The organism is Bordetella tumbae (assembly GCF_054780995.1).
In genome coordinates this window covers 156,859-178,665 of sequence record NZ_BAAGVG010000009.1, presented here as the reverse complement: position 1 = coordinate 178,665, position 21,807 = coordinate 156,859, and the positions used below count along the sequence as shown (strand labels likewise).

General features: G+C 60.1%; 14 protein-coding genes. 9 read left to right on the top strand and 5 right to left on the bottom strand.

The features are described 5' to 3' along the window. Positions 1–417: 417 nt before the first annotated feature. Positions 418–708 (bottom strand): DUF1127 domain-containing protein, encoded by a 291-nt coding sequence (locus ACYVI2_RS07270; RefSeq protein WP_415821985.1) that lies wholly within the window; start codon positions 706–708, stop codon positions 418–420. A gap of 91 nt (positions 709–799) precedes the next feature. On the opposite strand from ACYVI2_RS07270, the gene ACYVI2_RS07265 reads away from it, so the two are divergent. Continuing rightward, positions 800–1,774 carry a LysR substrate-binding domain-containing protein gene (locus tag ACYVI2_RS07265; RefSeq protein ID WP_415821987.1) on the top strand — a complete coding sequence of 325 codons (975 nt, stop codon included), beginning with the start codon at positions 800–802 and terminating at the stop codon, positions 1,772–1,774. A gap of 120 nt (positions 1,775–1,894) precedes the next feature. After that, positions 1,895–4,366, top strand: a complete 2,472-nt coding sequence (locus tag ACYVI2_RS07260; RefSeq protein WP_415821988.1) for a DUF3772 domain-containing protein — start codon at positions 1,895–1,897, stop codon at positions 4,364–4,366. Between the two features lie 35 nt (positions 4,367–4,401). Here ACYVI2_RS07260 and ACYVI2_RS07255 read toward each other — a convergent pair whose 3' ends face one another. The 3 genes from ACYVI2_RS07255 to ACYVI2_RS07245 all read right to left on the bottom strand — a co-directional run bounded on the left by ACYVI2_RS07255 (position 4,402) and on the right by ACYVI2_RS07245 (position 6,505). Further along, on the bottom strand, positions 4,402–5,163 hold the full coding sequence (locus ACYVI2_RS07255; RefSeq protein ID WP_415822013.1) for a TSUP family transporter: 762 nt from the start codon (positions 5,161–5,163) through the stop codon (positions 4,402–4,404). Positions 5,164–5,211: 48 nt separating this feature from the next. Next, on the bottom strand, positions 5,212–6,093 hold the full coding sequence (locus ACYVI2_RS07250; RefSeq protein ID WP_415821989.1) for an EamA family transporter: 882 nt from the start codon (positions 6,091–6,093) through the stop codon (positions 5,212–5,214). A gap of 112 nt (positions 6,094–6,205) precedes the next feature. Next, positions 6,206–6,505: a YciI-like protein gene (locus ACYVI2_RS07245; protein WP_415821990.1), complete on the bottom strand. Its 300-nt coding sequence runs from the start codon at positions 6,503–6,505 to the stop codon at positions 6,206–6,208. A gap of 104 nt (positions 6,506–6,609) precedes the next feature. Between ACYVI2_RS07245 and ACYVI2_RS07240 the strand changes: the two genes are divergently transcribed. Continuing rightward, complete coding sequence (locus ACYVI2_RS07240) at positions 6,610–6,900, top strand: antibiotic biosynthesis monooxygenase family protein (RefSeq protein ID WP_415822015.1); 291 nt, start codon at positions 6,610–6,612, stop codon at positions 6,898–6,900. A gap of 48 nt (positions 6,901–6,948) precedes the next feature. Here the strand turns inward: ACYVI2_RS07240 and ACYVI2_RS07235 are convergent, their stop codons facing one another. Next, positions 6,949–7,878, bottom strand: coding sequence for a LysR family transcriptional regulator (locus ACYVI2_RS07235; protein WP_415821991.1), 930 nt, complete (start codon positions 7,876–7,878; stop codon positions 6,949–6,951). A gap of 186 nt (positions 7,879–8,064) precedes the next feature. On the opposite strand from ACYVI2_RS07235, the gene ACYVI2_RS07230 reads away from it, so the two are divergent. The 6 genes from ACYVI2_RS07230 (at position 8,065) to acnA (ending at position 21,753) form a co-directional block, all read left to right on the top strand. Beyond that, the gene (locus ACYVI2_RS07230; RefSeq protein WP_460490284.1) at positions 8,065–9,045 is read left to right on the top strand and encodes a tripartite tricarboxylate transporter substrate binding protein; all 981 of its coding nucleotides are present in this window, start codon (positions 8,065–8,067) and stop codon (positions 9,043–9,045) included. 206 nt (positions 9,046–9,251) lie between these two features. Continuing rightward, positions 9,252–11,843 (top strand): bifunctional aconitate hydratase 2/2-methylisocitrate dehydratase, encoded by a 2,592-nt coding sequence (gene acnB / locus ACYVI2_RS07225; protein ID WP_415821993.1) that lies wholly within the window; start codon positions 9,252–9,254, stop codon positions 11,841–11,843. 168 nt (positions 11,844–12,011) lie between these two features. Continuing rightward, a complete protein-coding gene (locus ACYVI2_RS07220) occupies positions 12,012–14,204 on the top strand; it encodes a TonB-dependent receptor (RefSeq protein ID WP_415821994.1) in 2,193 nt (730 codons plus the stop codon). A gap of 71 nt (positions 14,205–14,275) precedes the next feature. Continuing rightward, a complete protein-coding gene (locus ACYVI2_RS07215) occupies positions 14,276–14,854 on the top strand; it encodes a transglycosylase SLT domain-containing protein (protein WP_460490283.1) in 579 nt (192 codons plus the stop codon). A gap of 148 nt (positions 14,855–15,002) precedes the next feature. After that, complete coding sequence (locus tag ACYVI2_RS07210) at positions 15,003–18,848, top strand: ABC transporter ATP-binding protein/permease (protein WP_415821998.1); 3,846 nt, start codon at positions 15,003–15,005, stop codon at positions 18,846–18,848. A 205-nt stretch (positions 18,849–19,053) separates the two neighbouring features. Then, positions 19,054–21,753, top strand: coding sequence for an aconitate hydratase AcnA (acnA, locus tag ACYVI2_RS07205; protein WP_415821999.1), 2,700 nt, complete (start codon positions 19,054–19,056; stop codon positions 21,751–21,753). The last annotated feature ends 54 nt before the right edge of the window (positions 21,754–21,807 follow it).

Genomic DNA, 21,807 nt, shown 5'->3' with positions numbered 1-21,807 from the left:
AATCATCATCGCGGGAATTTACTGCGTCACCACTTCGGCCCCACCCCCTCAACCCGCCTCGTCTGAAACCGTGGTTTCGTCTGAATTCGTGTTCAAGCAGCGAAGGAGCGAGACTATAGCACATGACATTTGCGTGACGCAAATCAGACGAAATAACTCGCCCAATCGGGCTGGGAGGCGGAAGATTTCAGGCGTTCCTTATATAAGCAGCCTGGTGATACCCCCCCAAAAACCTTCAGGCAAAGCTCTCTCTGTGTGCGCCCTATATATATGTGTATAGATATACACGACGGCGCAACGTAGAGATGGCCGCGGCCCCGCCCCGTTGGATTACCTTCTTTGAATCACTATATAGGTAGAGCAAAGATGCGACGCCAGGACCACATCGATATTTTGAGCCTGGCGCGCCCTCCCCCATCAAGTCCATAGCCAGAACGCCCGGCGGTTTTCCTCCAGCCGGCGTGTAGCTTCGGTTTCGTACAGCAGAGATTCCGGAACGCCTATGTCTCGCAGCATGTCAGCGTCCAGTTCGCTCAGGGCGACAACGGTTTGTTTTCTGGCACGGTGGGCCAGAACGGCTTGCCACCATCCTGACCAACGCCCTACGGCGTGCGCCATGGGCGAGGCAGCAATGGGGCGAATCGCTATTAATTGGCGCGTTGCGGTGTTTGCGCAGTCGGCAGCGATGAGTGTTCCCGGCGATTCCATGTGTGTCTCCCAAGTAGATATTCCACATTGGTTAGCGTAAAAGCACAATGGCTCGCTGTGAATCGCATTGTTCTACCCATATTGGTCGGTTATGCTTACCAGCATGAGCCGACTGCCCTTGAATACCCTGCCCGCTTTTCGTGCTGTGGCCGAATTGCAGAATCTGCGTGCCGCCGCTGAGCGGCTGCACCTGAGCCACAGCGCGGTCAGCCAACAGATTCGAGTGCTGGAGGAACAACTGGGATTTACGCTGTTTGATCGCCAAGGGCGGCGCGTGGTCCTGAACTGTGCGGGCCGGGCGCTGCTATGCAGTGTGCAGAGCGCCTTGGCGCAGTTGGATGACGGGGTGATGGCAGCGGCGTCTTTTGCTCAGGGTGCGGACCAGCATCTGCGCGTATCGGTATTGCCGTCTTTTGCGCAGCGATGGCTATTGCCCCGAATGGCTCGCTGGCGCGAGCGCCATCCCAATTTGACGCTGGAAATCGAAACGTCCCAGCAGTTGGCCGACCTGCAGCGCGAGGGCTTTCACGCGGCACTGCGCTCAGGGCGGGGTCCGTGGCCAGGAGTGATGTCGGAGCCGCTTTTCGATATCCCAATGCCGCTCATTGTGTTGGCAGCCCCGGCTACCGTAGATCAATTAGCCGATCTGCACCCGGAAACGCTGGCGCGTCAACCACTGCTGGGCGACAAAGAACTGTGGCGGCAATGGTTCGCCGCGGCAGGATTGACCACAAATGTCACGCCGGTGGCATCGTTCAATGATGTCGGCATGATGCTGGAGGCTGTAGAACAGGGATTTGGGCTGGCATTGGGCCGCGAGCTGCTGGCTGTCGATGCCTTGCGGGCGGGCAGGTTGGTGAAAGTATCTCCGGTAAGTATAGATTTCGAGCCTGCGGAGAGTTATCACCTGGTGTATCCCCCCGGACTGAGGGATTGGCCGCCATTGTCGGCTTTACGGCAATGGATGCGTGATGAACTGGAGCGATCACGCGAAATGCTGATCGCGGGCCACACGGAAAATGCGACAAACCTCACCGAGGCGCCCCGATCACCCCCGGCACCCTGATCGGATTCACGGGTGTAATTCTGGACCATCTGGTGCATCCAAACAGGTTTTGTTGCACCACACACCCGATACGCTTGCTATGCTGCATCGTTATTACTGGATGCGCGAGGTTCGCCCATCATGATGCAGTTCCCGCGCGGCTCACGCGCCTGCTGGATCCGCCTGCTGGCGGCAATGACGATATGGCTCTGGCTGGGGGTCGCCGGACTGGCGGCTGCACAACCCGAGGGGCCGCCGAGTGCGGCCGACGCGGAATCTGCGCTGTCCGACGCCCGCAAGCAGATCGACCAGATCCGGGAACGGTTGGAAGACGGCGGCGAAGACGCGCAACTCGTGCGCTGGCGTAATGATGTGCTGGATATCCAGTCGCGCGCCAACACCTTGGCCGAAGCCCTGGCTCCGCAATTGGCCGCGGTGACTGCCAGGCTGTCAGAGCTGGGGCAGCCGCCCGATGGAACGCGCGAAGCGCCAGACGTCGCGGCGCAGCGCACACAGCTGCAACAAGACAACCGGAAGCTGGATTCACAAACCAAGCTGGCGCGTTTGCTCGCGGTAGAGGCGGCGCAAACCGCCGAGCAGATATCTACGTTGCGGCGCACGCAGTTTCAAGCCAGGCTGGGAGAGCGCCGCGACTCGATTGTGGGGGATACGTTCTGGAAGGAGCTGCGCAGTGATCTGCCCCGCGACTGGCGACGCCTCACTGAGCTGGCTCAAGAACTACGGGAGGCTGTCACCAGCACTCAGGGCGCTATCTGGCTCATGCTGGCAGTGGCCATTGGCATCACGCTGCTTTTGCGCATGGCCTTTAGCCGCTTGGTGTTGCGGCTGACCGCCACACGCGTCCCGCCCGGCCGATTGCGCCGATCGTTCCTGGCCATCTGCATTGTGATCCTGGCCTCGGCAACCCCGGGCATCATCGCCGCCTTGCTCTATACCGGGGTGACCTGGAATTCCGGACTGTCCGACGATACGCGCGATTTATTGAGCAGCCTGGTGGCAGTCGTATGTTTTGGCGGCTGTGTAGCCGGGCTGGGTCATGCTTTGCTTTCGCCTGAAAGGTCCAGTTGGCGCTTGCCGTCGATTCATGACGACGTGGCGCAAGGCTTGCGCCATTTGCCTACGCTGCTGGGCATATTGGTCGTACTGATCTGGCTGTGTGATGAACTGCCGATCCTGCTGAACGCCAGCCTGACCACGACCATTCTGGTGACGTCGATAGCCGCTCTGGCCCTGACCATCACGCTGGCATGGGGACTGCGGCGCAGCACCCGATTGCGCAAGCAGCTTGAACATGGAGCCGAGGATCAGCCCTTGCCGCCTCGCCCGTTCTGGCTCTCGATATTCATAGGTGTCACGTGGGCGATTTTGGCATGCAGCGTCGTGAGTCTGCTGTCAGGATATGTGGCGTTCGGCAGTTTTGTCGTCAAGCAGGCGTTGTGGACGCTGGCAATTCTGTGTTTTGCGTATTTGCTGTCGATACTGCTCACCGATGGCTTCAGCACGCTGTTGGCGCCCGCGCCGGGCAGCGAAGATGACGCGCGCAAACGATTGTACGGCCAAGCGGCCGTGCTATTGGCCGGGATTGGACGGGTAACGATCGGTTTGCTGGCGGCCACGCTGCTATTGGCGCCTTTTGGCGAAGGCCCATCGGATCTGCTGCACCGGATGAATCAACTGCTCACCGGGCTGCAAATCGGCGAGGTGCACTTGCGTCCCGGTGCGTTGATGCAGGGTTTGCTTGTGCTGGCGTTTTGTCTGGTGGGTGTGCGCCTGCTCAAGCGTTGGCTGGCGAATCGCTATTTGCCCACGACAGAGCTGGACCCGGGCATGCAGTTATCAGCCGCGACCTTGTTTGGATATGCGGGTGTGGTGCTGGCGGTTGCGCTATCGTTATCTGCCTTAGGCATCGGCCTGGAACGTGTCGCGTGGATTGCCAGTGCGCTGTCGGTGGGGATCGGTTTCGGGTTGCAGGCGGTGGTGCAGAATTTTGTATCGGGCCTCATTCTGCTGGCTGAACGTCCGGTCAAGGTTGGAGACTGGGTATCGCTCGGCGGGGTCGAGGGCGATATCCTGCGCATCAATGTGCGTGCGACGGAAATACAAATGACCGATCGATCCACGGTGATCGTGCCGAATTCGGAGTTCGTGACGAAAACCGTGCGCAATGTGACGCACGATAATCCGCTGGGCTTGGTACAAGTCAAACTGCCCATGCCGCTGGATGCGGATGCGCAACGTGTACGCGAAGTCATGTTGGAGGCATTCGCCGAGAACGAAGGGGTACTGGACACCCCCGCCCCCAACGTCTATCTGGAAGGTATCGAGAACGGCCATTTGCTGTTCAACGCGCGGGGGTATGTCAGCACGCCACGCAACGCGTATAGCGTACGCAGTGCGCTGTTATATGACGTGCTGCAACGTCTGGCGAATGCGAAACTGCCTCTGTCTACGCCGTCGACGATGATGCTGACGCCTGTGCCGGAACCTGCGACAGGATCAGAGCCGGCCGCAGCGTCTGCAGCGGTGCAAAGCAACGAGGACCCTGAACCACCTAAACCTGCATCATCCGGTGAGTCGAAGACAAATTCGTGAGCAAGACGTGGCACGAGTCCGTGCCACGTCTTGCTTTATTTCAACAGCGCTTGAGTCACGGGGATCAACAATCCGAACCCCGCAATCATCAATAGTACGAAGACTAGACGCTTGACCGTTTTCACCGAATCTGCGGACGCATAACGTCGCACGAGCCAGGTCAAGATGACGACAATAGGCAAGGCCTCCAGGCCTAGCCATAGAGACGACACGCTCAGGCTGCCGCTGGCAGTCACCAAGGACAGGCGCACCACGGCGTTGGCGGCAAACAAAACCAGCAGACTGTTCCGTATGACGGATAACGGCAAGGGCTGTCGATAGAGGTGATACACCATAGGCGGCCCGGCACTGGAAAACAGGCCGCCCAATACGCCGGCCACCAGTCCATACGAAATGAAGGAAGCCCGCGAGGAGATTTGATCCAATGGCCGGCTGCGCGCTATCAACAAGATGGCACAGGCCAGAATAGTCAAGCCCAACAGGCCGCGCAGCAACAATACTGCGCTGCCGCTGATCCATTCCAGCGCAAAGACGCCGAAGGCCACCCCGACCAGACTGGCAATCAATGGCGTGCGAATCAAAGACCAGTCCAAATTTGCACGCGTGCCGCTCAGCGCCGCCACGGCGTTGACCAGCGTCAGCATGTTTACCACGTTGGACATTTCGGGCAATGGCGCCAGAGACAACAGCCCAGTCATGCCGAGCAAGACCAAACCGAATGCAAAACCTGTCATGGTCTGGGCATAGGTGGCTAACGCTACGCAGCCCAGGAACAATAAATGATCAACCGGCGTCATGTATTGATGAGTATGACTGCCATGGCGATGCGCCGCCATGACATATCGTTATCGTTTGCTCCGCACGCGGCTCGCATAAACGTTTAAGGACAAGCCACCCAACACCAGGGCGGCAGCGATGATTTTCCAGGCGGGTAGTGCTTCGTTGAGCAGCACTGCCGAGGACAGAATACCGAAGACGGGCACCAGCAATGCCAACGGCGTAACGGTAACAGCAGGATGACGAGCCAACAGCCACCCCCAGGCTCCGAATCCGAACACCGTATTGCCTACGCCCTGCCACAGCGCGGCCAGCCATCCCCACCCGCTGGCATGCGTCAAGGCGTCGATCATATTGGCGGGCCCATCCACCAGCAGGCTGATGATCAGCAAAGGGATGATGGCAAAGAGCGAACTCCAGGCGGTAAAGGCCACCATGTTGACTCTGCCCGCACCGCGCATGACCATGTTGGTACACGCCCAGCAGAATGCGGCGGCCAATACCAGGCCCAAGCCAAGCAACGTGACGGCCGCAGCCGGGTCGGTTGCGCTGCGCCACGCGACGACGGCATAGCCGCTCGTTGCCAACACGAGCGCCGCGATCTGTAATGGCCGTGCGCGTTCCCCTGTCATGATCATCGACATGATGATGGTGAAGAACACTTGCGCTTGCACGACCAGTGACGCCAGGCCTGGCGAGATGTCCTGGCGCATCGCCCAATAAACCAGGCCAAACTGCCCCACGCCCAACAACAGGCCAGCGCGCACCAGCATGTTCCATGGCACTGCCGGGCGGCGGAACACGAATATCCAAGGCAGCGCCGACAGCAAAAATCGCAATGCTGCAAAAAGGAATGCAGGAAACTCCGCCAACCCCCATTTGATGACCACGAAGTTCGTCCCCCAAATGAAGACGACAGACAACGCCAACAACAAATGTGAAAGTGGCATGAGCGATGCGGCCAATACCGGGCCGAAATGTCAGGGCAAAGGCGGCATCATACGCCTGTATGCCGACACGCCGTCAACGCACCACGAGACTGACAAGCTGCTGAATGCAAACTCAGCCTGGCACAGGGTGTTCGGCTAATTCGCCGACGACGGTGGTCCATGAACGTACTCGCCATTGTTTGACCAGGCCGGCTTTTACATACGGGTCTGCTTTTGCAAAAGCCTCGACCACCGCGGGGGAATCGGTCTTGAATAACAACACTGCCTGATCGGCAGGATCGGCCAAAGCCCCGGCCACTACCAACTCGCCGCGGGCTACGGCTGCGCGCGCCAATGCCAGGTGCTCGTCGCGAAATGCGCCTCGCCGCTCCAGATAATCGGGGACCAGGTCGTAAAACATCAGATAATGCATGGCACGCTCCTGCGCTAAAGTCACTAGGTAGTTTGATCATACCTGCCGTGAGTTTTGTTCGTCTTGGTTATCTGTTGTTCATTACGTTCAAGGAAGAAATCCCAATGATCCAGGAAATTGCCAGCATTCTCGTTACCGCCGGGCACGAGGCCCAGTTCGAAGCCGGCGTGGCGCAAGCCAAGCCTCTGTTTCTGCGCGCCAAGGGCTGCCATGGCGTGGCATTGCATCGATCGATAGAAAATCCTCAGCAATACACTTTGGTTGTGGACTGGGAAACGGTTGAAAATCACATGGTCGATTTTCGGGAGTCCGACGATTTTCAGGAATGGCGCAAGCTGGTCGGCCCGCATTTCGCGCAACCGCCGCAAGTGCATCACGAGGCCAAGGTTCTGTAAGCGTCTCCCGACGCACCGGAGGTTCGGTCAAGTCTTGATCGAACGTTGTCAGGTATCTGATAGGGACGCGGTAGCTTGCTTGACGCCAGCAGCCTCCGCGTTGGCCAGTTGCACAGCAAGTGCAATAGCATCAGCCAGGAAGGGCGAATGATCGTCTTTCCGATAGCTGAGAATAACGGGGGACACGAAAGTGTCTGCGTCGATAGGCACATGCGCGATGTCCGCGCGATGCAAACGATGTACCGACGCAGGCACGACCGTCACACCCAGGCCTGCCGCCACCAGGCCGATCGCGGTCTGCAATTCGTTGGCTTCCTGGACGACACGCGGAGTGTGCCCGGCCGCTCGGAACAAACCCAGCACGTGATCGGCATAATTGGGACGCGGACGCGCCGGATAGAGCACAAATGGTTGCGCGGCAAGCTCTGCAATACCTAGACGCCGGCGCCGTGCCAAGGGATGCCGCAATGGCAGCGCCGCCACTAATGGCTCGGCCATCAACACACGGCGCTCGATCGCCGGATCATCAAGCAGGATACGGCCGATCCCCACATCGATGCGTCCCGCCTTGAGCGCCTCGAGTTGCGGCAAGGTCGTCATCTCGGCCAGGCCGACCTCAATACGCGGATCGGCCTCGCGCAAACGCCGGATCAGCTCGGGCACGAAGCCATACAGGGTGGAGGGCACGAAGCCGATGCCGAACCACCCGCGCTCATGCCGTCCCAGGCGCCGGGTGCCCTGCACAATTTCGTCAAGACGCGCCGTCAACTGCAGCGACTGCTCCAGCAAAAACCGGCCAGCCTCGGTCAATTTCAGCGCGCGCGAACCGCGCTCTATCAACGTGACACCGAGTTCGTCTTCGAGTTGGCGAATCTGCCGGCTGAGCGGCGGCTGGGCGATGTGCAATCGGGCGGCCGCTCGTGTGAAACTGCCTTCCTGCGCGACTGCCTGAAAATAGCGTAGGTGCCGAAGTTCCATAAAAACGCATACCTATCAGGTATAGAAAGCAACCAATATAGTCTTGGACCCGTGAAAAATCGAGGGGCATACTTCGGCCATGCCGAAAAGCACTTGTTTCAGGTATGGCAATCATGACGGTGAACGCTATGACGATACTCACCGCGCCGCCTGAACTGCTCTGTAACACCAAGGAGACATTGGATAATGCATCGCCGATTTTTGAAGCCGCTGGCCGCGTTCTGCGCGGCGGGCGCGTTGTTGGGAGCCGCCGCGGCGGCCCACGCCGAGTATCCCGAACGTCCGATAACGTGGGTCGTGCCATTCCCGCCCGGCGGAGCGATGGACAATATTGCCCGTACGTTGGGCGAAGCCATGGGCCGGCAACTGAACACCTCGTTCGTGGTCGAGAACCGCGCAGGTGCGGGCGGAAATATCGGCGCAGCGATGGTGGCGCGTGCCAAACCCGATGGCTATACGATCATGATCGCGGCCAATGGCATGGCGGTCAATCCGGCACTGTACGACAACCTGAACTACGACCCACAAGCGGATTTCGCGCCCATTTCGTTGCTGGCCATCGTGCCCAATGTGCTGGTCACAAATCCGCAGCGCATTGACAGCAAGAGCGTTGCCGATGTCATCGCCAAAGCCAAGGAGCAACCTGGTCACTATACCTTTGCCTCGGCCGGCGTCGGCACGTCGATTCATCTGGCTGGCGAGTTGTTCGTATCGATGGCGGGGATCGACATGCTGCATGTGCCCTACAAGGGCAGCGGCCCGGCCGTGGCGGATCTGCTCGGCGGCCAGGTGGACTATATGTTCGACAGTGTGACGTCGGCCAAGCCGCACATCATGTCGGGCAAATTGAAAGCCTTGGCAGTCACGACTGCCAAACGCTCGTCGGCACTGCCTGACGTCCCCACCGTGGCGGAAGCCGGATTGCCAGGCTACGAATTGACGCCCTGGTTCGCAGCTTTCGCGCCGGCCGGCACCCCGCCGGAGATTGTCGCCAAACTCAACGCCGCGATGCGCCAGGCCCTGGGCGACGCCAAAGTGAAAACCACGCTGGATACCATCGGAGCCGAACCGATTGGCGGCACGCCTGAGGAGTTGAAGACTTATTTGGCTAAAGAAACCGTCCAGGGCAAAAAGCTCGTGCAAGAGCGCAATATCAAGCTGCAATAGCCCTATCGCGCACGTCGAGCCGCGTGCCGCGCGCATCTCCCGCGGCTCGACGCGCAGCTAGCTCCCATAGGCAGCACGGATTTGAAACCCCACTGAATCAATCAAGTCTTATATAAGATATAAGACACTTGCCCCCACCCCCCTCCAGCCTCTACAATCGGCCTCGAAGACCCTTCCCGCAACCCGATTTTTACGCAGGCCTATTCATGCTGGAAACGTACCGTCAACATGTTGCCGAGCGCGCCGCGCTGGGCATCCCCCCGCTGCCGCTGTCGGCTCAACAAACTGCCGACCTGATCGAGCTCCTGAAAAACCCGCCCGCAGGCGAAGCAGACAATCTGCTGGATCTGCTGACCCACCGCGTGCCCGCCGGCGTCGATGACGCAGCCAAGGTCAAAGCATCCTATCTGGCCGCTGTTGCGCTGGGCAAAGAATCGTGTGCCCTGATCAGCCGGGCCAAAGCAACCGAATTGTTGGGCACCATGTTGGGTGGCTACAACATCGGCCCGCTGATCGAATTGCTGGACGACGCCGAGGTCGGCGCCATCGCTGCCGATGCGCTGAAGAAAACCCTGTTGATGTTTGACGCCTTCCATGACGTCAAGGAAAAAGCCGACAAGGGCAATGCCAACGCCAAAGCCGTGCTGCAAAGCTGGGCCGACGCGGAATGGTTCACCAGCCGTCCCGAGCTGCCCGAGAGCCTGACCATCACGGTATTCAAGGTCCCCGGCGAAACCAACACCGACGATCTGTCGCCCGCCCCCGATGCCACCACGCGCCCGGATATCCCGATGCACGCGCTGGCCATGCTGAAGAACAAGCGCGACGGGGCAGCGTTCCAGCCCGAGGAAGACGGCAAGCGCGGTCCGGTGCAATTCATCGAATCGTTGAAGGAAAAAGGCCACCTGGTCGCCTATGTGGGTGACGTGGTCGGTACCGGCTCTTCGCGTAAATCCGCCACCAACTCGGTGCTGTGGTTCACGGGCGAAGACATTCCGTTCGTGCCGAACAAGCGTTTTGGCGGTGTCTGCCTGGGCAGCAAGATTGCTCCGATTTTCTACAACACCATGGAAGACGCGGGCGCCCTGCCGATCGAGCTGGACGTGTCCAAGATGGAAATGGGTGACGTGGTGGAACTGCGCCCCTACGAGGGCAAGGCTCTGAAAGACGGCCAAGTCATCTCTGAATTCCAGGTCAAATCCGACGTGCTGTTTGACGAAGTGCGCGCCGGCGGCCGTATTCCGCTGATCATTGGCCGCGGCCTGACGGCGAAGGCGCGCGAAGCGCTGGGCCTGCCGCCCTCGACGCTGTTCCGTCTGCCGAAGAATCCGGTTGATTCGGGCAAGGGTTTCACGCTGGCCCAGAAAATGGTCGGCCGCGCGTGCGGTCTGCCCGAAGGCCAAGGCGTGCGCCCTGATACCTACTGCGAACCCCGCATGACGTCGGTGGGCAGCCAGGACACGACCGGCCCCATGACCCGCGACGAGTTGAAAGACCTGGCTTGCCTGGGCTTTTCGGCCGATCTGGTCATGCAATCGTTCTGCCACACGGCAGCCTACCCGAAGCCCGTGGACGTCAAGACGCACCACACGCTGCCGCAGTTCATCAGCACGCGTGGCGGCATCTCGCTGCGTCCTGGCGACGGCGTGATCCACTCGTGGCTCAACCGTATGTTGTTGCCTGACACGGTGGGTACTGGCGGCGACTCGCACACCCGTTTCCCGATCGGGATTTCGTTCCCGGCCGGCTCGGGCCTGGTGGCGTTTGCTGCCGCCACGGGCGTGATGCCGCTGGATATGCCGGAATCGGTGCTGGTGCGCTTCAAGGGCAAGATGCAGCCCGGTGTGACGCTGCGCGATCTGGTGAACGCGATTCCGCTGTACGCCATCAAACAAGGCCTGTTGACCGTGGCCAAGCAAGGCAAGAAGAACATCTTCTCCGGCCGCATCCTGGAAATCGAAGGTCTGCCCGATCTGAAAGTGGAACAGGCTTTCGAGCTGTCCGACGCCTCGGCTGAACGTTCGGCTGCCGGTTGCTCGGTGCGCTTGAACAAAGAACCGATCATCGAATACATCAACAGCAACATCGTGATGCTGAAGTGGATGATCGCCAATGGCTACGAAGACGAGCGCTCGCTGGGCCGCCGTATCAAGGCCATGGAAGCCTGGTTGGCTGATCCCAAGCTGCTGGAACCGGATGCCGACGCTGAGTACGCCGCTGTGATCGAGATCGACCTGGCCGATGTGCATGAGCCGATCGTGGCTTGCCCGAATGATCCTGACGACGTCAAGACGCTGTCCGATGTGGCCGGCGCCAAGATCGACGAGGTGTTCATCGGCAGCTGCATGACCAATATCGGGCACTTCCGCGCGGCGTCCAAGCTGCTCGAAGGCAAGCGCGATATTCCGGTCAAGCTGTGGGTGGCTCCGCCGACGAAGATGGATGCGCAACAGCTCACCGAAGAAGGCCACTACGGCGTGTTCGGTACGGCTGGTGCTCGTACGGAAATGCCGGGATGCTCGCTGTGTATGGGTAACCAGGCACAGGTGCGCGAGGGTGCGACGGTGATGTCGACCAGCACGCGTAATTTCCCGAACCGTCTGGGCAAGAACACCAACGTGTATCTGGGCTCGGCTGAGTTGGCTGCGATCTGCTCGCGTCTGGGTCGTATCCCGACCAAGGACGAGTACATGGCGGATATGGGCGTCATCAACAAGAGCGGCGACCAGATCTATCAGTACTTGAACTTCGACAAGATCGATGATTACAAAGATGTGGCTGCAGTGATTGAGGTGTAACTCGGTCTCTGTTGACTGCCAGTTGTAGGTAGAACGGCCCTGGGATTTTTCTCGGGGCCGTTTTGTTTTGAGGTGTGTGATCTGGCCTGAAACAATGAAAGATTGCTTAACTTCGAGATGATCACGATAATAAAAGAGATTCTTATTGCCATTCCCTAAAATCTCTCTATGCCTATCTTCGCCTTTGGGGCGCGGCCAGCCGGCCGCATCCGTCTTAAACCGCTCAGTGTTGCCTTACATACCGCATTATCGGCAGGAGTGCTCGCTGGAGCGCCCGCCTGGTCTCAAACGGTGCAAGGCGGTGTCACCACACTGGAGGAAACGACTGTTACGGGCGAATCCGGCGTCTCTGCCCCGACTTCCGTGGAGTACGCGGGCGGGCAGGTGGCGCGAGGCGGTCAGTTGGGAGTGTTGGGTAATATCGACAATATGGACGCGCCCTTTGTCGTCACCAGCTATACCTCGAAGTTGATCGAGGACCAACAGGCGCGGACCTTGGGCGATGTGGTCAAGAATGACTCGTCGGTGCAGGTCGGTAACGGCTATGGGAATTCGGCCGAGACGTTTTCGATCCGCGGCTTTGCGCTGAACAATGACGATTTGTCATTCAACGGGCTGTACGGCATTTTGCCACGCCAAGTGTTGCCGACGCAGATGGTAGAACGGGTCGAAATCCTGAAAGGGGCGAACGCTTTCCTGAACGGCGCCGCGCCGGGAGGCTCGGGATTGGGCGGCTCTATCAACATCCAGCCCAAGCGTGCCGGGGTGGATCCATTGACCCGGGCGACGATCGACTACACCAGTGATTCTCAGGTGGGTGGCAGCGTCGATATTGGGCGACGCTGGGGCGAAAACCAGGAGTTCGGTATCCGCGTCAATGCCGCCCATCGCGACGGCGACACGGCGGTCGACGATGCGGGCCAACGCATGACGGTGGGCACCGTGGGCCTGGATTATCTGGGCGAAAAGCTACGGGTGTCATTGGACGCGGGCTATCAAAAGTATCACTACTCGCAACCGCGTCCCACGCTCAGGCTCAGCGGCCCTGACGCGCCCTCACCGCCATCCAATAGTACGAACTACGGACAACCGTGGACGTACAGCGAATTGGAAAGCACGTATGGCGTGGTCCGTGCGGAATATGATTTCACCAGCAATTGGATGGGTTATGCGGCCATCGGCACCAGCCACGACCGCGAGAACGGCGATTATGGTCAGCCCCTCGTTGACGGCAACGGCGTCGGAACGGTGGGCCGATTGACGGTGCCCTACACCCGCGACTCCGTCAGCGGCGAAATCGGCATGCGCGGAAAATTCCAGACCGGCTCGGTGGGCCATTTGGTGAATATCGGTGTGTCCGGACTGCAGACGCGCGTCAGACAAGCGTGGGAAATGAGCGATCGCAGCCCGATCGATATCTATGATCCCGAGTATTTTGACCGTCCGCCTACGACGTTTGTGGGCGGTGATATGGATGACCCACACGCCAGCAGCCGTACCCATTTGACCAGTTTTGCGTTGTCGGATCAGTTGTCGTTCCTGGACGATCGCGTCTTTCTGACGCTGGGGGTACGACGTCAAACGATCAAAGACAAGCTTTACGACACCAATGGTGTCCACACCACGACTTACGATGACTCGGTATGGACGCCCGCTTACGGCTTGGTCGTGCGTCCGTGGGAAGAGGTGTCGTTTTATGTGAACCACATCGAAGGGTTGACCAAAGGCGATACCGCACCGTCCGGGGCCGTCAATTTTGGCGAAACGCTCGCTCCGTATCGCACGAAACAGACGGAGGCCGGCGTCAAGTTTGATTTCGGCAATATTGGCGGGAACATCGGTGTTTTCCAGATCGAGAAGCCCCAAGCCTATACAAACTCGGATCTCGTATTCGGGATCGCCGGCTCGCAGCGCAATCGCGGGCTCGAGATGAATATCTACGGCGAGCCGATGAAAGGCGTACGGCTGTTGGGCGGGATAACCTTCATGGATCCCGAGCTGCGAGGCACTGCCGGCGCCGAGCAAGACGGCAACGACGCGATCGGTGTACCTCGTTACCAAGCGGTAATGGGCGCGGAATGGGATGTGCCCGCACTCACCGGTTTGACCTTGCAAGCCTATGTGCAACGGCGCGGATCGCAGTACGTCAATATCGACAATACCGGCAAAATACCGGCATGGACCCGAATCGATCTGGGGGCTCGTTATGCGACCAATATCGACGGCCACAACGTAGTGTGGCGCGCAGGCGTGGATAACGTCACCGACAAGAAATATTGGTCCACGGTCGGAAACTCCTTTGGCCAGCTCACCCAGGGCATGGGCCGGGTCTATAAACTGTCGATGTCAGTCGACTTCTGAACGGGCTCGAATATCGGCACCGGGGCCCATAACGCTTAGAATGCCGCCATCCCCTGAACAAGGAACCGGCAATGAAACTAGGGCCACTGGTGCTGACCCTGTTGGCAATCATGTTGGGCGGCTGTGCGACGACGCCGCCGTCCAACCCTGAAAATCTCTGCGAAATTTTTCGTGAGAAACCCAGTTGGCGGCGTGCTGCGGAAGACATGCGCGAGAAATGGGGCGTGCCGGTGCAGGTGCCCTTCGCCATGATGTACCAGGAATCCAGTTTCCGGCACGACGCCCTGCCCCCTCGTTATTATTTTCTGGGCTTTATTCCCTGGGGCCGTGTCAGCTCGGCCTATGGCTATGCGCAAGCCAAAGACGAAACGTGGGCAGACTATAAGCGTGAAGCCGGGGGTTGGACGTCGAGCCGGGACGATCTGGCGGACTCGTTAGACTTCATGGGTTGGTATATCAGCAAGTCCCAGCGTCTGAATGGCGTATCAAAATGGGATGCCTACGGCCAGTATCTGAATTATCACGAGGGCTGGACGGGTTATCGCAACCGCAGTTATGAAAGCAAAGCGTGGCTGAAACGGGTCGCGCGGCTGGTCCAGGCGCGCGCCGAGCGATTCGGCGCGCAGTATCGCAATTGCGATAAAGGCTGACTGCGAAGCAGTCAGCCACGTCAATTCAAGGCGGATGGCCCACATCCCGCCCCTGTCATATACCAGCGCACCTGACCCGTCATACTGCGAAATGTTAGGGTAGAGGATGGCCGCGCCTGCAATGCGCCACCACACATAAGGAAGCAGCATGTATTTCGATTCCACCCTCTGGGCCATGACGCGCGGTGTGCGGTTGCGAATGTTGATGTGCGCTCTGCTGGGGCTATTGGGGCTGACGGCGGGCATCGCGCGCTTTGCTCTGTTGGGGAAATTCCTGGCGGAATTGTTTGCCGGCGCGAGCGGCACGGCGTTGTGGTGGCCGCTGGCGGGCGCGGCGCTGGCCATTGTGCTGCGCGGCGGCTTTGAGCATGCGTTGAATCTGCTGGCCAATCGCAATGCGGCGCTGATCCAGAATAATCTGCGCGCACAGCTTTACGACAAGATTGTCGAGTTGGGGCCCGCCTGGTTCGGAGGCCAACGCACAGGCGGCGTCATGCTGGCCGTGGTCGATGGCGTGGAACAACTGCAGACCTTTTTTGGCCGCTATCTGCCGCAGTTATTTATTGCGGCCTGCGCTCCCATCGTGATTTTTGCCTTCATCGCGTGGTGGGATTGGCCGGTGGCGCTGGTGCTGCTGGTGGCGGCGCTGATCACCTTGGTCCTCCCTCTGGCGGCGCACCGTAGCCACAAGGACGCCTCCCGTCAACGGGCTCGGGCATTCAAGGCGTTCGGTGAAGAGTTCCTGGATGCGATGCAAGGCCTGCCCACGCTCAAGGCCTTTGGCCAGAGCCGCACATGGGGCGAACGTCTGGCGCAGCGCGCGCGGGCGCTGTCGGATAACACGTTCAAGGTGCTGGGGCGCGAGGTCTCGGCGCGTTTTGCGACGGATATCGGGATCACGGTCGGTGCAGCGGCCGCCTTGGCATTGGGCGCGTGGCGCGTGGCCGAAGGACAGATGACGCTGGCGGCGCTGCTGGTGGTGTTGATGGCCGGGACGGAAATTTTCCGCCCGCTGCGGGATATGCGCTCTGTGCTGCACCAAGGACTGATGGGGCAATCGGCAGCAGCCAGCGTGCAGGCGCTATTGGACGCGACGACGTCGGCGCCGCAGGCAACAGCAACGACGGGACAAGATGATGCGGCGGCCGCGTCCATCGCCAGCCCCCACCCACAGTCCTGCGGCGTAGGTCAGCAAACCGGCCAATCCAGGCAGCCATCGCCAGACGTCATTCAGAAAACCCTGTACGGCGGGCCGTTGTCATCAACGGCAAGTGAGCCACAAACAGATCACACGGATGCCCACCAGTCTGCCATGCCATCATCCGGGCCGCGCGGCGGCTTAGCGATTGCCTTTCGACAAGTCGCGTTTTCTTATCCCGGTGGCCGGCAGATCACGCATCAAGGCATGGATTTCGAGATCCGTCCCGGCGAGCGTGTGGGGATTGTCGGCCCCAGTGGGTCTGGTAAATCGACATTAGTTCGCCTTTTGCTGCGTCTACATGACCCCCAATCGGGTGTCATCGAGATAGATGGCCGGGATCTGCGCACGCTGGATCCCGAGGCGGTACGGGCCAGCATCTCGTTGGTGGCGCAGGACAGCACACTGTTTCATGGAACGGTGGAAGAAAACCTGTTGATGGCGCGCCCGGATGCAACGCCGGATCAAATCCTCGCAGCGACGACGGCGGCGAATGCGCACGGGTTTATTTCGGCATTGCCGCAGGGCTATCAGACGGTCTTGGGAGAACGCGGCACGCAATTGTCCGGCGGACAACGCCAGCGGTTGACCATTGCTCGCGCCTTGTTGCGCGATACGCCGATTTTGATTCTGGATGAGGCCCTGTCCTCGGTGGACGCCGAGAATGAGGCCGAGATTCAGCAGGCCCTGGATCGGCTCAGCCGCGGCCGAACCACGCTGGTGCTGGCGCATCGACTGTCCAGCGTGATTGGCGCAGACCGTATTCTGGTGCTGGATGGCGGACGCATTGCAGAGACCGGCACGCACGAGACGCTGATGGAGGGCGATACGCTGTATCGCCAATTGATGGGCGGACAGCAGGATTCGCTGCATGCGGCGCCAACAACTTCAGGCGTGGCGCCGGAGGATGGCGCACACGCAGCCCTCGCGTCAATGCCGGAAACAGCGGGCTCCCGCAGCAATGCGAGTGACAGCATTCCCGACGGCGGTACCGTTTTGGCTCCCGCTGACGACGATCACAAGCGCCCTGCCCCCATCTCGTTGGACACCGAGGCGCGGCACATCACGACACGCCAGGTACTGCAGACCTTGACGGAGATCATCCGTCCTTGGAAAAAACAATTTACCATCACTGTCGGCAGCGGTATCGGCCGGGTGGCCGCCTTTATCGGTGTGTCGGTGCTGGGTGCGCTCGTCATTGCCCGATTGAAAAACGGTGAGCCGTTCGACGGTTTGCTGATCGGGTTGTTTGCCGTGGCCATCGCGGCAGCCGCGCTGCACTGGATCGAATCCTGGCTCGCCCACTCGATTGCCTATCAACTGCTGGCCGAAATGCGGATATCGCTGTATCAAAAACTCGAGGCGCTGGCGCCTGCGTATCTCTTGCGCCGCCGCTCTGGGGATTTGGTCGGGCTGGCCACGCAGGATGTTGAAACGGTTGAGTATTTCTATGCGCACACGGTGGCGCCGGCGTTTGTTGCGACATTGGTACCTGTCATCGTCCTGGCCATCCTGGGAATCGCCGCCTGGCCGCTGATGCTGGCGTTATTGCCCTTTTTGCTATGGGCCGGACTGTCACCATGGCTCAATCGCGCGCGCGTGGACGCACAAGGCAGCCGCGCCAGGCAGGCGCTGGGATTGCTGAGCGCGCATCTCGCAGAGACGATCCAGGGGCTGTCCGACCTGGTGGCTTTTTCCGCGACCGGCCGTCGGCGCGACGCCTTTTTGACGATCTGCCAGGACTATCAACGTGTGCGATTGACGCTGCTGGCCGACTTGTCGCGGCAAAGCGCCCTGTTGGAGATCGCAACCGGTCTGGGTGGCCTGGCCGTGGCGACAGCGGGCGCCTGGTTGGTCACGCAAGGCGCGCTGGCGGCGAGCATGTTGCCATTGCTGATTTTGCTGTCGGTTGCCGCCTTTCTGCCCGTGTCCGAGATCGCCCAGGTGAGCCGCCAACTGGCGGACACGCTGGCCTCTACGCGACGCTTGCGTACGATTCACGACGAGCCAGTGCCTGTCGTGGATGGTCCGCTTGCACCGCCCCTGACGGGAGCGGGCCTGCCGCTGGCGTTCGAGGATGTCACCTTCACCTATCCAGGCCGGCATCAACCGGCCCTGCGCAGCGTATCGCTCTCGTTACCGGCAGGAGCAACCCTGGCGCTGGTCGGCCCGTCGGGCGCGGGGAAAAGCACTTTGGCGAGCTTGTTGTTGCGATTCTGGGATCCGCAGGAAGGCGCCGTACGTATCGGCGAGGAGCGCTTGCCGGACCTGACCCTGGATGCACTGTACAGTCGTATCGCGCTGGTGGCCCAGGACACCTGGCTGCTCAACGGCACGCTGGAAGACAACATCCGCCTGGCCCGCCCCCATGCCAATCAGGACGAACTGGATCAAGCCGTAGCCCGCGCTGCGCTGTCGGATTTTGTCGCCGGCCTGCCCGAGGGGCTGCATACCCCTGTCGGCGAACGCGGTGTGGCCTTGTCCGGCGGCCAGCGCCAACGCATCGCCATTGCGCGGGCATTCCTGCGCGACGCACCGATTCTGATTCTGGACGAAGCCACGTCGCATTTGGACGCCATCAGTGAATCCCAGGTACATCAGGCCTTGGCCGAGCTGATGCGCCATCGCACTACCCTGATTATTGCGCACCGCCTGTCGACAATACGCCAAGCCGATACCATTGCCGTAGTAGACGGAGGGCAGATTGTAGAGTCGGGCACGCATGATGCGTTGCTGCAACAAGGCGGCGCTTATGCAAATCTGGTCAACCGGCAGATGCAGGCGGCGCGACAATGATGCGCACCACCCCGCTGTCAGTCGCTGGCTGGACTGCCTGACAAATTATCTGAAAACAGCGAGAACTTTGACTCACCCCTATAGTCTTATATAAGACATAAGACTAAAATACGCAACATAGCGATGTCTCAGCATCACATGACAAACGCGCCAAAAGGCCAGAAAATGGCAGCTTTACGCGGTCCCACACCCACGGAGTCCCATCATGCCGCACAACACGTTTAATACCCTCAAGAATTTCAAGATCGGCGACAAATCCTGTCAGCTCTATTCCCTGCCGGCCCTGGGCAAGGCGCTGGGGGTAGACGTGCAGCGTCTGCCGGTCTCGATCCGCATCGTGCTCGAATCAGTGCTGCGCAATTGCGACGGCCAAAAGGTCACCGAAGAACACATCAAGCAGTTGGCCAACTGGCAGGCCAACGCCAAACGCGAAGACGAAATCCCCTTTGTCGTGGCACGTGTCGTGCTGCAGGACTTCACCGGTGTGCCGCTGCTGGCCGATATCGCCGCCATGCGGTCGGTCGCCGAGAAAATGGGCAAGGATCCCAAGAGCATCGAGCCGCTCGTCCCGGTCGACCTGGTGGTCGATCACTCGGTCATGATCGATTATTTCGGCACAAAGGACGCGCTGGACCTGAATATGAAACTGGAATTCAAGCGCAACCAAGAGCGCTACCAGTTCATGAAATGGGGTATGCAGGCATTCGATACCTTTGGCGTGGTGCCTCCGGGCTTTGGGATCGTTCACCAGGTCAACCTGGAATATCTGGCCCGTGGCGTCCACAAGAAAGACAACATCTATTACCCCGACTCGCTGGTGGGCACCGATAGCCACACCACGATGATCAACGGGATCGGCGTGGTCGGCTGGGGCGTGGGCGGCATCGAGGCCGAGGCCGGGATGCTGGGCCAACCTGTCTATTTCCTGACGCCTGACGTGGTGGGTGTCGAGCTCAAGGGTCAATTGCGCGGCGGCGTGACCGCGACCGACCTGGTGCTGACCATTACGGAAATGCTGCGTCGCGAAAAGGTCGTGGGCAAGTTCGTGGAATTCTGCGGCCCGGGCACGGCCAGTCTGTCGGTGGCAGAGCGCGCCACGATCGGCAACATGGCGCCGGAGTATGGCGCCACGATGGGTTTCTTCCCGGTCGACGAACGCACCATCGATTATTTCCATGGCACGGGCCGCACGCCCGAGGAAATCGCCGCATTCGAGGCCTATTTCAAGGCGCAAAAGATGTTCGGCGTGCCCAAGGCCACGGATGTCGACTACACCAAGCTGCTAACGCTGGACCTGTCCACGGTTGCCCCCTCGCTGGCCGGCCCGAAGCGCCCGCAAGACCGTATCGAAATCGGCAACGTCAAGACCACGTTCGGCGATCTGTTTTCCAAGCCGATTGCGGAAAACGGCTTTAACCAGCCGGCCCAAAAGCTCGATCAGGCCTTCACCACCAGCACGGGCACCCAGATCAAGAACGGCGACATTCTGATCGCGGCCATCACCTCGTGCACCAACACGTCCAACCCCAGCGTGCTGCTGGCAGCCGGCCTGCTGGCGAAAAAGGCCGTCAAAGCCGGCCTGACTGTGCCCAAGCACATCAAAACCTCGCTGGCCCCTGGATCCCGGGTGGTCACGGAATACCTGACCAAAACCGGCCTGCTGCCCTATCTGGAACAACTGGGCTTTGACATTGCCGCCTACGGGTGCACCACGTGTATCGGTAACGCGGGCGACCTCACACCGGATTTGAACGAAGCCATTCTCGGCAACGACCTGGTCTGCGCGGCCGTGCTGTCGGGCAACCGCAACTTCGAAGCGCGGATTCACCCGAACATCAAGGCAAATTTCCTGGCCTCGCCTCCCCTGGTCGTCGCCTATGCTTTGGCAGGCACGATCACGCGCGACCTGATGACCGAGCCGGTCGGCAAGGGCAAAAAGGGCGACGTGTGGCTGGGCGACATTTGGCCCACCACCGAAGAAGTCAACGCGCTGCTCAAATACGCACTGAACCCCAAGGCTTTCCGCACCAACTACGGCCAGGTCAAGACCAACCCTGGCGATTTGTGGGAAAACATCAAGGGCGTGACGGGCGAAACGTACAACTGGCCTGACTCGACCTATATCGCTGAGCCGCCGTTCTTTGATGGCTTTGGCATGGCGCCGGGCGCGATTCCGACCGTCCAGGGTGCGCGTGCACTGGGGATCTTTGGCGACTCGGTGACCACTGACCACATTTCCCCGGCCGGCTCGATCAAGGAAACCTCGCCCGCCGGCAAATGGCTCAAAGAGCACGGCGTGATGAAGGCCGATTTCAACAGCTACGGCTCGCGTCGCGGCAACCATGAAATCATGATGCGCGGCACCTTTGCCAACGTGCGGATCAAAAACCTGATGATCCCGGCCCTGCCCGACGGCAGCCGTTTCGAAGGCGGAGAAACCCTGTACCAGCCCACGGGCGAACAGTTGTCCATCTATGATGCCGCGATGAAGTATGTCGCCGAGGGCACCCCCACGGTGGTGTTCGGCGGCGAAGAATACGGCACGGGTTCCTCACGCGACTGGGCGGCCAAAGGCACGCAGTTGCTGGGTGTCAAGGCCGTGGTGGCTCGCAGCTTCGAACGTATCCACCGCAGCAACCTGGTGGGTATGGGCGTGCTGCCCCTGCAATTCAAGGGCGATGACAGCGTTGCCTCGCTGGGCATCACGGGCACGGAGGTCTTTGATATCTCGGGCCTGGAAAACGGTATCAAGCCCATGCAGGACATCACGCTGACAATCCGCCGCGCCGATGGCTCCAGGCAAGACGTGCAAGTCCTGCTGCGTATCGATACGCCCATCGAGGTCGACTACTACCAACACGGCGGCATTCTGCCGTTCGTGCTGCGTCAGTTGTTGGCCGCCTGACGGGCATTCAGGTCTCCCCCGGGGCTCGCCCCGGGGGATCCAGGGCTGAGACGT